The 12,432-nt window shown below is 32.7% G+C and carries 15 protein-coding genes and 1 pseudogene; 6 read left to right on the top strand and 10 right to left on the bottom strand.

All coding sequences use genetic code 11. From position 1 onward, the window contains the following. Positions 1-457: 457 nt before the first annotated feature. Positions 458-907 carry a hypothetical protein gene (locus V1503_RS02605; RefSeq protein WP_410624611.1) on the top strand — a complete coding sequence of 150 codons (450 nt, stop codon included), beginning with the start codon at positions 458-460 and terminating at the stop codon, positions 905-907. A 267-nt stretch (positions 908-1,174) separates the two neighbouring features. Here V1503_RS02605 and V1503_RS02610 read toward each other — a convergent pair whose 3' ends face one another. Next, a complete protein-coding gene (locus V1503_RS02610) occupies positions 1,175-1,492 on the bottom strand; it encodes a DUF3221 domain-containing protein (RefSeq protein ID WP_410624612.1) in 318 nt (105 codons plus the stop codon). A 266-nt stretch (positions 1,493-1,758) separates the two neighbouring features. Between V1503_RS02610 and V1503_RS02615 the strand changes: the two genes are divergently transcribed. The 3 genes from V1503_RS02615 to V1503_RS02625 all read left to right on the top strand — a co-directional run bounded on the left by V1503_RS02615 (position 1,759) and on the right by V1503_RS02625 (position 2,942). Continuing rightward, complete coding sequence (locus V1503_RS02615) at positions 1,759-1,998, top strand: YncE family protein (RefSeq protein WP_410629370.1); 240 nt, start codon at positions 1,759-1,761, stop codon at positions 1,996-1,998. Next, on the top strand, positions 1,940-2,347 hold the full coding sequence (locus tag V1503_RS02620) for a YncE family protein (protein ID WP_410624614.1): 408 nt from the start codon (positions 1,940-1,942) through the stop codon (positions 2,345-2,347). The genes V1503_RS02615 and V1503_RS02620 overlap by 59 nt, the downstream gene beginning before the upstream one ends. A 400-nt stretch (positions 2,348-2,747) precedes the next feature. Next, the gene (locus V1503_RS02625) at positions 2,748-2,942 is read left to right on the top strand and encodes a hypothetical protein (RefSeq protein WP_214484675.1); all 195 of its coding nucleotides are present in this window, start codon (positions 2,748-2,750) and stop codon (positions 2,940-2,942) included. A gap of 88 nt (positions 2,943-3,030) precedes the next feature. Here the strand turns inward: V1503_RS02625 and V1503_RS02630 are convergent, their stop codons facing one another. From V1503_RS02630 to V1503_RS02650, 5 genes are all read right to left on the bottom strand, one after another. After that, complete coding sequence (locus tag V1503_RS02630) at positions 3,031-3,621, bottom strand: alpha/beta hydrolase (protein ID WP_410624616.1); 591 nt, start codon at positions 3,619-3,621, stop codon at positions 3,031-3,033. A 502-nt stretch (positions 3,622-4,123) separates the two neighbouring features. Next, a complete protein-coding gene (locus tag V1503_RS02635) occupies positions 4,124-4,624 on the bottom strand; it encodes a YehS family protein (protein WP_410624618.1) in 501 nt (166 codons plus the stop codon). 535 nt (positions 4,625-5,159) lie between these two features. Further along, positions 5,160-5,939, bottom strand: a complete 780-nt coding sequence (locus V1503_RS02640) for an alpha/beta hydrolase family protein (protein WP_410624620.1) — start codon at positions 5,937-5,939, stop codon at positions 5,160-5,162. Between the two features lie 453 nt (positions 5,940-6,392). After that, positions 6,393-6,767 carry a DoxX family protein gene (locus V1503_RS02645; protein ID WP_410624623.1) on the bottom strand — a complete coding sequence of 125 codons (375 nt, stop codon included), beginning with the start codon at positions 6,765-6,767 and terminating at the stop codon, positions 6,393-6,395. 36 nt (positions 6,768-6,803) lie between these two features. Further along, the gene (locus tag V1503_RS02650) at positions 6,804-7,676 is read right to left on the bottom strand and encodes a pirin family protein (RefSeq protein WP_410624625.1); all 873 of its coding nucleotides are present in this window, start codon (positions 7,674-7,676) and stop codon (positions 6,804-6,806) included. 221 nt (positions 7,677-7,897) lie between these two features. On the opposite strand from V1503_RS02650, the gene V1503_RS02655 reads away from it, so the two are divergent. After that, the gene (locus tag V1503_RS02655; RefSeq protein WP_410624627.1) at positions 7,898-8,464 is read left to right on the top strand and encodes a TetR/AcrR family transcriptional regulator; all 567 of its coding nucleotides are present in this window, start codon (positions 7,898-7,900) and stop codon (positions 8,462-8,464) included. Between the two features lie 224 nt (positions 8,465-8,688). Then, complete coding sequence (locus V1503_RS02660) at positions 8,689-9,147, top strand: nuclear transport factor 2 family protein (protein ID WP_410624629.1); 459 nt, start codon at positions 8,689-8,691, stop codon at positions 9,145-9,147. Positions 9,148-9,695: 548 nt separating this feature from the next. Here the strand turns inward: V1503_RS02660 and V1503_RS02665 are convergent. From V1503_RS02665 to V1503_RS02680, 4 genes and pseudogenes are all read right to left on the bottom strand, one after another. Continuing rightward, on the bottom strand, positions 9,696-10,142 hold the full coding sequence (locus tag V1503_RS02665) for an NUDIX domain-containing protein (RefSeq protein WP_410624631.1): 447 nt from the start codon (positions 10,140-10,142) through the stop codon (positions 9,696-9,698). Further along, a pseudogene (locus V1503_RS02670) lies at positions 10,099-10,341 on the bottom strand (histidine phosphatase family protein); the annotation flags it as partial. The pseudogene V1503_RS02670 and the gene V1503_RS02665, both read right to left, overlap by 44 nt. 412 nt (positions 10,342-10,753) lie before the next feature. Continuing rightward, positions 10,754-10,963, bottom strand: coding sequence for a hypothetical protein (locus V1503_RS02675; protein WP_410624633.1), 210 nt, complete (start codon positions 10,961-10,963; stop codon positions 10,754-10,756). 99 nt (positions 10,964-11,062) lie between these two features. Further along, positions 11,063-11,839: an alpha/beta hydrolase family protein gene (locus tag V1503_RS02680; RefSeq protein WP_410624635.1), complete on the bottom strand. Its 777-nt coding sequence runs from the start codon at positions 11,837-11,839 to the stop codon at positions 11,063-11,065. Between the last annotated feature and the right edge of the window lie 593 nt (positions 11,840-12,432).

Raw genomic sequence — 12,432 nt, forward strand, 5'->3', positions numbered from 1 at the left:
TAAATGTTTTTACCCAATGAGCAATCAAGAATTATTGATTGCTGAACCTTCTCTTGTAATTAAAGGTTACATAGAACAAGTTGATGTTTTACATTCTTTCAGTAAAGTTGGTGGCTTTGATTAATACTATAGTCAAATAACGGGGTCAGTGAACTAAAGACGGGAAACCTTATATCAAGGTTCCCCTTTAGTTTATCTAAAAAAATATCAACATTGAAATTTAACAGAGCCTATTAAAAAGCCCAATAAAAAAGACACTTGATTGTGTCTTTTTATGTTGTAAATTTATCTGCATAATCGATCCAGGAGGGTTTTCATTTCGAAAGAACTTTAAAAATTCACGGAGACAACCTACTGTTCCAATCATTGAGAGAAATTACTAATTATTTATTCGAGACAAAAATATATAATTATCGTCTAATAGGATAATAAGAAATTCATTGAGGGGGAAATGACATTGAAAAAAATGGGATTAATTATGTTTTTATTCCTCTTATTATTTGCTTTATCAGGGTGTGGGAATGACAAAGGAAACAGTATTGGTAAGAAAATTCAAGTGTCAAAGAATGTTAGCATGATAACATTAAAAGGTAACGGTACAGCAGTTTATTCAGAAACCGAAAAACGACTTATTGATAGAGAAATTATTCTTGAAGAAACTGAAGATATTGAAGTGATAATCAAGGCAATCGAAAATTCTACATCTCATTCTGGTCCAATGACTTCTGAAGGTGAAAACTTTAATCTAGTTTTTACAAATGAAGATAATACATCTGAAATAATACACTTATGGTTATATTCTGATAGAGCTTCAAGAATTCAGAAAGCCAATGATGAAGTAATTCAAATACTTAACAAGGAAGATGCACAAAACATCTCAAAAATATTGGCTGAAAAGTTACTGTAACAACTTCCGGTACAAATGAAAACATTTTTAAAGCATAAGGGAATTCAATCAAAGAGAATTCCCTTATTTCTTTTATTCTAAATTAACAATATCATTTGTTCTATGGCTATTCGTATTAAGGTGTTGAGAAGAGGGGGTAAATCCTATATATCATAAGAGTATATTAGAGAGGTTTCAGTTAGAAATAATTATCATCAGGCATCTTAAAGAGGATGTAGAGATTTGGTCACCTACAGTTATTTCTGACCGTCAAATGGTAAAATAGGTTTATTCATTAACTTCAATTTTTCCAATTCTTCCTTGTGGTGGATTACTTTCTAAAACTTCACCATCTATCCAAACTTTAAACTCCTTACCTTGTTCAAAAATGTTTTGATCAACTGATTGTCCATAGCTAAGAATGATCTCTTCAGTATATCCTTTGTCAAAAAAATTACCTTGTTCAATATCCATTAATATTTTTTTGTCCTCCACTTCTAATATTTTTCCGATAAAATCTGGTTCATCTGAATGTTCTTCATTATTGTTACAGCCCAACACCAGAACAAATATTGCAAATATCAGAAAAGATATCCTCATTTTCATTGTGGGACCCTCCATTATTAATATTGCTCTAACTCTTTATTTATAATATTTACTGAGGAAAATGAACTCTAGAACTGCCCATTCAAGTTTTATTACCTTATTTCGGGTTGGATACATAATTACTTTTGTGTTTACCATAATTTCATTTCAAAAAAATCTCTATTCTCATTAATCCAAAAATTCACTCATACTTTTGTAATAATAATTTTGTTTGATTGAGGAAGGTGCTTTGGTTTACTTCTGTTATTGATACAAAAACACATAGTGTGATACCTACTTTACCTGTTGGAGGTGCAAGTGACACCTTATTTTCTCAACCCCTCGCTATCTCTCCTGACGGAAAAGTAGTTTATGTTGTACACGAAAGTAGTTTTAGCCTCTCTGTTTCTGCAATTGATGTAAAAACTCACTCTATTATTGCTACTATTTCACTAGGGGTTTCTCCAGGTGTTAATTTATCTTTCATCACCTTCTCCCCTGTATGGGCCAAATGTTTTGGTTATTAATGTAAAAACTCATTCTGTTATTGCTAGTATTTCTGTTGGTGTAATTCCTTTCAGATTGGCCTTCACTCCTAATTGCAAAGTTTTGTATGTTCTTGATGAATCTGCTGACACTATATTTATCTTTAATGTCAACACTCACTCTCTAATTGCTTCTACTCCTTTTGAAAAAGCCCCTTTATGCATCGCCTTCACCCCTGACAGTAAGCTAGCTTATGTTACATGCATCAATGGTACTGTTCCTGTTATTGATGTAAAAACTCATTCTATAATTGCTAATGTTCCTGTAAGGTTTCCAAAATGTATTGCCATCACTCCTGAAAGTAAACTCGCTTATGGAGTAACAGACTAGTAACCTTAATTCAAAATAAGTCTTATAAGTAAAAATCATTCACGGTTTCACCCACAGGGTCTTAGCTAATTCTTATATACCATGTTGATTACTTACCCTGCATATAGAAATTTAAAAATCCCCCTCCTAAAATGGAAAAGGGATTTGATAAGTTTTTATATGGTCTGAGTCAGCAAATTAAGCCAGTATCTGCAGGTTATAACCTATTATATATTTAACGTTATTCCACAAACTGTCCCTAAAATGAATAATGGCACATATCTATATTTCAGATATGCGCCATTTTGTGGAAGATCGCTATAAAACTAATTTTAATTTATTGATGTCAACCCTTTCTTTCTTTATTTATTTCCATTAAAATTAATGTGCAGTAACTCTTTATAGTAATGGAGGGAAATTAATGAAGCAACCTAACCCAATTTCACCAATACTAAATACTATTAAATCAAAAGAAAAGTTTAAGAAAGGTTTATTTATTGCAATAATTGTCACTCTTATTGGATTCTCTTATATATATTTCACAAACTATAATACGAATTGTTCTTGTACTGATATCGAAGAGACTCCAGCAAACCCACAAGATTCACCTAAGTAAGTATATCAACAAGAAACTCCTTTCTCCAAGAAAGCGCCAGATTGTGGAATAATGAAAAGGTATGCTTTTAAATATATTCAGTAAACTATTAGAACTCATCAATATCAGAAATTATATGTTTTAATACTTCAATAGATTTTATTGGTTCTCCATCAAGCTCTAAACTGTGATTTCCACCCTCAACCACTTTTAATATAAGATTTGGATTATTCTTCAATTTTTCAAACCGTTCTACAATGAAGCAACTATCTTTATCTCCAATAATACAAATTCCTTTATTATCACTGTTAACCATTTTGTTAAATACGTCATCTCTTTGCAGTAATGGAGTCAACCATACTACTTTTACATCCTTCAACATTATATTTTCAAGCAGATAACTCAAAGCTATTGTTCCTATTGATTTAGCCACTACATAACAATTACTATATGTCTTGTTCTTGATTGCGTTGTCGATTACAACTTGTACGTCTTTTGCGAAATCAATTTCACTTAGATCAGATATTTCTTGACTACTAAATGTATAGTTAATGTGTAATACATCAAAACCTTTAGTGTAAAATAGCCCTGTTGTAAAGTGTAACAATGGAGCTCGTGTTGTATAACCTGCCCCTGGTAAGACAATAACTAAATTTTTTGCTTCTTCATTTTGTTCTATTAATCTAAAAGGAATAGTCATCATTTTTTCACTCCATAAGGTTTTATAGTACTTATTCTTGAGTATAAGCAATATTCCTTCTGAAAATAAACTGCCTCTAAAGTTTAAGTACATAGCTACACAATACGATCTGGCCCTAAGATGTAAAATGACGGTTAATATAGCTAATTCAATTAATTAACCTTCTAGCATGAAGCTAATCTGATTGAAGAATTAGGGGATTTTGTATAAAGTCTAAAGTCCCTAATTTATGTACAAAATTTAAGTCGAACCTAAAAGAAAAGACGCGTTTCATTACAGAAATGCGCCATATAGTATTATAAGGTCATCCAGATTGATATTTTATTTAATAACAAAGGAGAAGTGATAAAGTATGGATCCAGTCATTGTCCTGGATGTTGCAAAAGGAGAAAGCTAAGTTCAGGTGTTCTTAGAAAAATAATGGCAAACTTATAAAAGAATCAGGTTATACGGGTTGATTAACCTTCGTAATATAAGCTTAGCAAGAAGTATGGTTCAAGTCTTATCCCCTGTATCTTATCGTTAGTCCTTTTAAGAAATTCCGCGCGTACCGATCACCGCACACTTTGTAATTCTTATGGCCTTCTTTACGTAATAGGGCACCTAATTCCCCTTTTGTTATGATCACTCCAGCGTCTTCCAATATCTCGATCATATCCTCACTTGTCAATGTGAGAGCGATTTTCACTTTCTTTAGAAGAAGATTATTCACATGTTCATACGTTAATGCTGGTCGTTCTGGCTGTCCCGGCTTTGGATCTTGCTTTCCTCTTTTAAACGTGATAAAGCCGTTTAAAAAAGACTGAAACATCTCATCATCACATGGTATTTGATCTCGATTGTCATCAAAAACGTCGCTATCCTCTGTTTTTGTGAGCACCTTCAGCACTTCTTCTTTTGAGAGATTTATTCCACCAAGCTTGAATATCTCTACCATCTCTATATTCTTGATATCCAGCGCGTATCGTAATCGAATTAAAATATCGTTATTATCTATATTCATGTATAGACCTCCTGAAATTTTTCATGTGTCCATCTCTAAGATTAATCTTATAACAGGGATGTATTTTAAATCGTGACACTGAATCATTAGCTTACCACTTTATGGACTTGTTTTATAGTATGACTTGAATGTAAAAATCTGTTTGTCTATTTACAAGGGATTCCTTTTAGATGTGTCTATTCAAAATATTGCCTAAATAACATAGGTTTTACAATTGAAATGCATAATTAAAAATCTTAAAAAAGAGTCCTCTCCAAATACGTTCCACAATTTTGCTTATATGTTTCTAAAATTTTCAAGTTACACAATGACTTTTCTACAAAAAACGCGATGTTAAATCATCGCGCCATATTGTGGAAGAACTCTTTATTTAATATAACCCTAACAAAAATACATCATATAAAGTCCTGCTAGAAATATAGGAGTTTTTTCGAATTCCTTCATGAATAACACATAGTGAATGTAAAAGTTTAAAACTAACTTTGTTATACTCATACTTCACCATCTATTCTAATTGTGCCGCTTAAAGTCTTCCTTAAACCTCGTAATTCTTAAACCCATCTTTTAAAAAATGAGTACTTTGCTTAAATAGTTCATCAAGCCAGCTTAATTTTGAGAAAACATGGTTGGCACCTTGTATAAAATGAATTTTGACATCATTGTCTTGATAGGTATCGTAATATTTTTGTCCATATTCAGGTGGAACAATTTGATCATTTGTCCCGTGAATAATCATTAAAGGTCCCTTATAGGAAGTAATCCCATTATATAAATTACGATTCTTTAGATCCTTATAAAAACTTAGACCAAGCTCAAGTCCTTCTAAATCAACATTTCCGTTTGGTAATTTTGGGTATTGTTCAAAGTATGCTTTTGCTTTACCAACCATGTTCCCAGCTGGACACCATAAGCAAACTTTATGTATTTCATCAGGAATTTCTTTTGCCACTTGTGTAGCTATAGCACCACCCATACTATGTCCCGTAAGCATAATTTTTGATGAATCTACCCAATCAATTTTTTTTACCATATTTACAATTTCTAACCCTTCAAGTATCTCACCACTAAATGTCATCTCTGCAAAGGCTCCATCACTTTCACCAGAACCGGAAAAATCGAATCGGACGCTTCCTATACCGTGCTTCATCAATTCTCGTGAAAATCGTACAAACAGAAAATTGTCATCTATTTTAGAACCAGTAATCCCATGAAACAGAATAACAATAGGATATACTGATTGACTGTCCCCTAATGGTTTGTGAGCCATCCCTCGTAATGTTAACCCATTCACATCTATTGATATTGGATATTCCATAATAATCAACCATCCCCTTTTCTAACTTTCTTAAATACGAATAAATGTGTTTACCGGACTGGACATATTATATCTCTTTCACTGGATATATAAGAAAATTACTTTGTTCTCCTTTAAAAAACTATGTGGCATATCACTCAATACCAAAAACATAGATAAGAATATTTGAATTATACAAAAACTTTCTATTTATTAAAAGAATCTACACTCCAAAATGTTATAACATACTTTCATAATAACTAGTTTCTTTAATCTTTCGCTTATTCAAAAACATGGCCCTTTCAATAAATAAAGACGCCCTTCTTCAAGAAAGGCGCCAATATTGTTGAATAAAATTTTAAAGGATCAAGTTTTGCAAGTAATGCTTAACATTATATAAATTTCTTAATGTATTTCAGATTCTCAAGAACTACACAATATTTAACCTTTTTTTAATAAATATAATAGAAAATTTTATAAACTAAAAGGCCCAGAACCGTAATAAAGAATCATTAATGTTGTACCCATAAGAGCAAGGTTCTTGAAGAAATGCACACTCTGAATTTCCTTTTGTTCCTCTGGCAATCTCCAAAAACCGTGGACAATAAAGGTTGTCGGTATTAGAAAAATGAAAAGAAGTAACGCCCCGATTTCTACATAAAAGCCAAAAGCAACACTTAAACCGCCGACTAGGGCAAATAAACTCATAGCAGCAGACAAATGTGGAAAAGGAGCTTTAGTTATCTTCACCATTTCTATTGTATTCGTAAAATCTTTTAAATGATTAAATCCTGCAGAAATAAAAATAACTGAAAATAAAATTCTTCCAATTAAAAATAAAATATCCATAAATTTTGTCCCCACTCATATCTTTGTATATTGTTTTTACTTCTTTACTGCAGGTGGTCCAAATATTCCTCGCTGGAGATCTCGAAACGCCTCCCTGATTTCTTCCTGCGTATTCATCACAAATGGCCCACCAAAAGCTATTTCTTCCCGAATAGGAACGCCTGAATAGATCAACACTTTGGATCGGGATACCGCCTTTATTTTTAATTCACTAGGGTTAGACGCGGTACCTTCTTCATTAAAGGACAAGGTAGCCGCTCCTGTTTTAGCTATCTTTGTTTTACTTTCTCCAAACTCCATCTCTCCTGCCAACATGTACAAGAATGAATTATGATTCTCAGGTAAAACATGTGTATAGTCCGTTCCCCCACGGAGGGTGATTTCAGACATCGTAATTGGCACCAAACTTTTCATCGGTCCAGTTGCCCCTGCAATATCACCAGAATAAACGCGAACACTTCCTCCATCGACGTTCACAACAGGAGCGTCTTCAACGCGAATATTTTGATAACTTGTTTCTGTTTGCTTCAGACTTTTTGGAAGATTTAGCCACACTTGTAAAGTATGAATAAGATCATCATCAAAAGCCTCTTCCGCATGTCTAGCTGCCCAGCCTGCATTCATGTATTGAACATCGCCAGCATCCAAAAGGCTGTAACCGCCAGCATTATCGATATGTTCAAGCCTTCCATCCACAACATATGTTACAGTTTGAAAGCCTCGGTGAGGATGATCAGAGAATATTCCACGCTTATACCAGTCTTCAGCCATAAAAATAAAAGGGGAAAATTCTTCGTTCCTTTCAGGATTTAAAATGACCCCTTGTTGAACATGAGGGTATCCATTTTTATTATATTTTGGATACCAAAATTCTCTTACTTCTCTATTAAATGTTGATTTACTTGACACCTCAATTCCTCCTTATCACTTACGTTTTAATCATTCGGTTTTCCTGCAGTTTCAGATACTGCAATTAAATTACAACTGTTGCATAAAGCACGCTTGTTGTATAATTTAAATTATAGATGTAGTTAGTTTAATATCCTAGCAACAAAAAACTCATTTTGTTGCGTAAGCCACAGTTTAAGTGAAATGTCTAAAATCATTCTGGAATGATGGAGGTTATCTTTATGGTTAAGGGAAAAACAGACCTACGTACAGTTCGAACTAGGAAATTCATTATTGATTCTTTTATAGAACTCTTAGAAAAAAAGGATTTCAATAGTATTAAGATCAGTGATATTACATCAGGAGCCATGATTAATCGAGCAACCTTTTATCACCATTTTCTCGATAAATATGATTTGCTCGAAAAAGTAATAAAAGAAGATTTAATGAAGAATGTACTTCAAGAACTGTCGAATAATAAAGAGTTCAATGAGGGAATGTTGAAGAGTTTATTCTTATCCATTACAAAATTTCACATGGGCTTATCTGACCGTTGCCAGAGAAGTTATCATGATATGGCTGGAAATATAGAAGCTATATTAAAAAAGGAACTTGAACAGATTATCTTTCAGTCACTATTAAATAAGTACCCTGATCAAAGTAATGAAAAACTAAGAATGATTGCCACTATGTTAAGTTGGATGATCTACGGAGCTTCAATCGATTGGAAGGAGAACAGCAGTAAATCTCCAGAAGATTATTTGAAATATGCAAGTTGGTCTATTAGGGAATTATTAAAAATGGAATAGCTTAAATTTAGGAAGGCATGTGAGATTGGAAGTTCTTCCATTTATCACATCCAAAACATTACAATCTCATCAATTAAATAAACAGTTAGGGGAAAATGGATCTTATGCAACAATAACAGGGTTTTGTTACTTGAGTGGGAGTAAAGCTGTGCCCATAAATAAAGTTATACAACAGCTGTTCCATACACAACAGTAGTTGAATACTTTTTATAGGAGGATTTATAATGACCAATCAAAACAATACAACAGTGAACATTTCTCCAGTGGCAGCGTCCAACATTAAGGTGGCGCAATTTATACTTTCCGCAAATAGCACCGAGGAGAGCTTTGAATACTTCGCGGACGACATCGTGCTAGAGCTCCCATACGCTCCTTCTCTCAACATGCCGGACCGTTTTGAAGGAAAAGATGTTGCTACTACTTATCTACGCCAAATGCTTACCCAACTCAAGGGGTTGAAGCTACACAGCATTCGTTCCTATGCGGTCGAGGGTGAACCCGACACTATCATAAGCGAATACGAGGGGGACGCTGTGACTCCTGATGGTAACACTTACACTCAGAGTTACATGAACAAGATGCTGTTCCGCGATGGTAAGCTAATCCTGCTCCGAGAGTTTTGGAACCCTATGGCAGTCGTTGATGCCACCAACGGTAAGTTCGAAGGGAACGTAAATGACTGAATGACTCGACCTCAGTGTCGGCTTCACCAACGGGTGTACCGCGACACTGACGTCATTTTTATTGTTCGTATGGCAACACTGGTACCTCCCTATGCCCATCAAACCAAAGTATTAGTTAGAATAAGGCTAGTATTCAACAATATGGCCCTAAAATGAATAATGGCACATATCTATATTTCAGATATGCACCATATTGCTGAAGATCAATTTTGTATACTGAAATTGTCCCCCTCCCCGTGGTCCCATATCTTTACCCATGGATAGCTATCTTCTGGAAGTATAAACGTTCTTTCTTCAAAAGGTTCAATTGGACTACCATCACATTTACAGCCATTATTGAATGTCGCTGCATGTATACTAACTATTCTGCTGGTATCATTGTAAAACCTAAATTTATTACCTTATCTCAATATATTTTTTTAATTAATGCCCCAATTTACTGAAGACCTGAATTCGAGATAAAATGTAATATTTTCTACAGTTAAAGCTACCTTAAATTTAAGTGAATAAATTCACCATTTTTGTGTATTTGTCTATTTAGGCACCTACTAAACTGTTGAATACTTTGTAAAATAATCTTTTGTATCTTGGTGGGTGAGTATTTCTACTACCTTGTCTTTTTCTATGAATTTTATTTTACTAATTTCATTATAATTTGGCATAAGGTCATTAATATCACCCAAAAACTCTACGAGAAACATAGTTGTTTCCTTTTTGTCATATCCTATTTTCTCTTTTAGGTCATCTGGAAAATCAAAACAGATCTTTTCTTTAAAAACTTTTACTACTTTATATTCTATTGAACCAGTCTCCTCTTTTAATTCACGGAATAGTGTACAATGTAAATTCTTATCGTTTTTTTCTACTCCTCCTTTTATGAAATCCCATTCAGCCTTAATATTTTGTATACCTTGAAGCGTATTTATATTAGTTTTCTGAACGATTAAAAATTTATTTCCTTGATAAACAATTGCACCTATTGATTTTCTTATCATTTTGGTCACCTCTCTTATTGAATCCCTTTTTTAGATATGACAAATCAATGTATCTTTCTTTACCATTTAATTCGACTATTGCTAGACTTGTATTGTGAATAAAAGGCGGTGCCCATAATTTCTCTAAGGGATAATCTTTAAAGAATGCTAGTAATGTTTTAATGACAACAGAATGAGTAACTATTAGAATATTTCCCGTACTATACTTCTCTTGTTTTTAAAAGAATGAATGAAATCATACCTACCTTTTATAAATGAAACATAACTTAACAAGTTGAAAACTTCCACATTAGGTAGTTCATCAATCATTTCATGCAATCGTTGCCTAAAATTATTCATACGTCACCTACTTAAAATTAATGTAATTCAAACTAGTTGGAAAAACGTGTTCAAGCATAGTCATTTCCCCTTATCTAATTTAGTTCACTAGTTAATACAATATCACCCGTGTTTACTTAATAGGTAACTATCCATAACATAGTCCAAATAGCCTTTACTAGCTTCTTGCGCCAGATTGTGTAAGATCAACCCATGAATTGTACAGCACTTTTATTCTAAATAAACATATTAATGATAAAATGTAACCACAAAACATTGGGGGTTTTGTATTATTACACTATTTCCCCTTTACAATCGATTAGGTATATATTTGGATTATTCGTTTTACTATTAACCCATTCAGGAAAAGAAGTATCTTTACCATTTAAAAATTGTTCAAAGAAAGCAATAGTTAGCTCATTTATTGTATCGTGAACTACTTTTACTGATTCATCTAGATTATCATTATGGTTAAAAATTACTGGTACATCAGTAAATGACATGTGATCTGAGTCTTTTATCTTAAGAAATAATTTATCCCCTGTTAAAACATCGTATAATAATTGTTGCCCATTACTATATGCCTCTGCAATCTCATTACTTCAGACTTGTTTCATTTGCTCATAGGATGATTTTTCTTGTCGAATTGACATGAAGGGTTTATCTATTTTCTTTTCATGAGAGATTAAATGCAAACTGCCATCCAGTATAATTCCTGCTTTAATTCGTACATCTCTATTAGCCAGCTCATATATTGTTGCTCCGCCCAATGAGTGTCCAATAACTCCAACCCTATTTAAATCAAATCTCCTTCTAAAAAAGGTATCCGTTTCGTTCCACACAGATAAAGAATCTAACAATAAAGAGATATCATCAATTCTTATGTCAATTAGTTGTTTTAGAAACGTAAAATTAGTTGATGGTGAATCTTGAACAATTTTACTCTGATATACTATCTCTTTATTTGGAAACACAGTAAATAAAGTATCATATGTTGATCCCACTGTAACCACAATATAACCCTCTAAGACGAGTCTTCTTATATTAAAAAGATACATATCTCTATCAATTCCCATACCAGGAGAATATATAATAACAGGAGAGTTGATATAGTTTTCAGAAATAGGTGCATCATTATAGCAGTTTATAGTTAAATCTCTAAGATGATTTTCCCTTACCCCGATATCCCTAAAGTTTCTTTCTGCTTCCTCATCTTGTGGAGAAAACAAGTCTAAATATACAGGAGTTTTTTCTTCCTTCCACAAGCTATCTATTGGATAGAAAATACTAATCATAAATTTTCTATTTTCTTTTACTTCACTTAGAGATTCTTCCCTATTAAAATCAATAATCTCCTTTATTTTTCTCCCTACTCTCATTATATAACCCCCGTATATATGAATATTAATCAATGTCCATCATTTACAATTACAATTTAACTTGAATTACTGTTAATACAGTAGCTCCGATAATTAATGTGTTTTCATCATTCCCCCACGATATGTACACTTTAAATATTATATCTTTTTCCAATCCACACACTTTTCTCCTACTAATTTTACACTATAGAATTAAGGCCGCGGAAAGAAGTACACAAATAAAGACGCTTTTCAGTAACATTTCTGAAAAGCGTCATTTTGTTGCATAACATTAACGATTGATAATTAGTAAACACAACTTAACTTGAGTTTACTAAAATGCATCTTATCAAAAACTTTTTATGCAAGAGATTTTGGAAATGAATTTTACTTGTATGAAAAGAACTTTGGTAAATTAACAATGTAAAAAATCATGTATATTCTTTATCATTCACTTTGTAAAAATATAGTTATATTAATGATTGTGAAAATGCATCTGCTGTTCCTATAGCTCCTATTATGTAAAATAGATTTCAATAATATATACAAGATTATTCATTTTTCGGATATGACACTAATTTGAAATCAAGAATCGCATATCTCGACTATTCTTC

Source organism: Nanhaiella sioensis (assembly GCF_046557775.1).
GTDB lineage: Bacteria > Bacillota > Bacilli > Bacillales > SM2101 > Nanhaiella > Nanhaiella sioensis.

Coding starts and splice junctions, on each gene's coding strand:
- V1503_RS02610 (WP_410624612.1), bottom strand. CDS start 1,492: ATGAAAATGAGGATATCTTTTCTGATATTTGCAATATTTGTTCTGGTG.
- V1503_RS02625 (WP_214484675.1), top strand. CDS start 2,748: ATGAAGCAACCTAACCCAATTTCACCAATACTAAATACTATTAAATCA.
- V1503_RS02630 (WP_410624616.1), bottom strand. CDS start 3,621: ATGACTATTCCTTTTAGATTAATAGAACAAAATGAAGAAGCAAAAAAT.
- V1503_RS02635 (WP_410624618.1), bottom strand. CDS start 4,624: ATGAATATAGATAATAACGATATTTTAATTCGATTACGATACGCGCTG.
- V1503_RS02640 (WP_410624620.1), bottom strand. CDS start 5,939: ATGGAATATCCAATATCAATAGATGTGAATGGGTTAACATTACGAGGG.
- V1503_RS02645 (WP_410624623.1), bottom strand. CDS start 6,767: ATGGATATTTTATTTTTAATTGGAAGAATTTTATTTTCAGTTATTTTT.
- V1503_RS02655 (WP_410624627.1), top strand. CDS start 7,898: ATGGTTAAGGGAAAAACAGACCTACGTACAGTTCGAACTAGGAAATTC.
- V1503_RS02660 (WP_410624629.1), top strand. CDS start 8,689: ATGACCAATCAAAACAATACAACAGTGAACATTTCTCCAGTGGCAGCG.
- V1503_RS02665 (WP_410624631.1), bottom strand. CDS start 10,142: ATGATAAGAAAATCAATAGGTGCAATTGTTTATCAAGGAAATAAATTT.
- V1503_RS02675 (WP_410624633.1), bottom strand. CDS start 10,963: ATGTCATTTACTGATGTACCAGTAATTTTTAACCATAATGATAATCTA.
- V1503_RS02680 (WP_410624635.1), bottom strand. CDS start 11,839: ATGAGAGTAGGGAGAAAAATAAAGGAGATTATTGATTTTAATAGGGAA.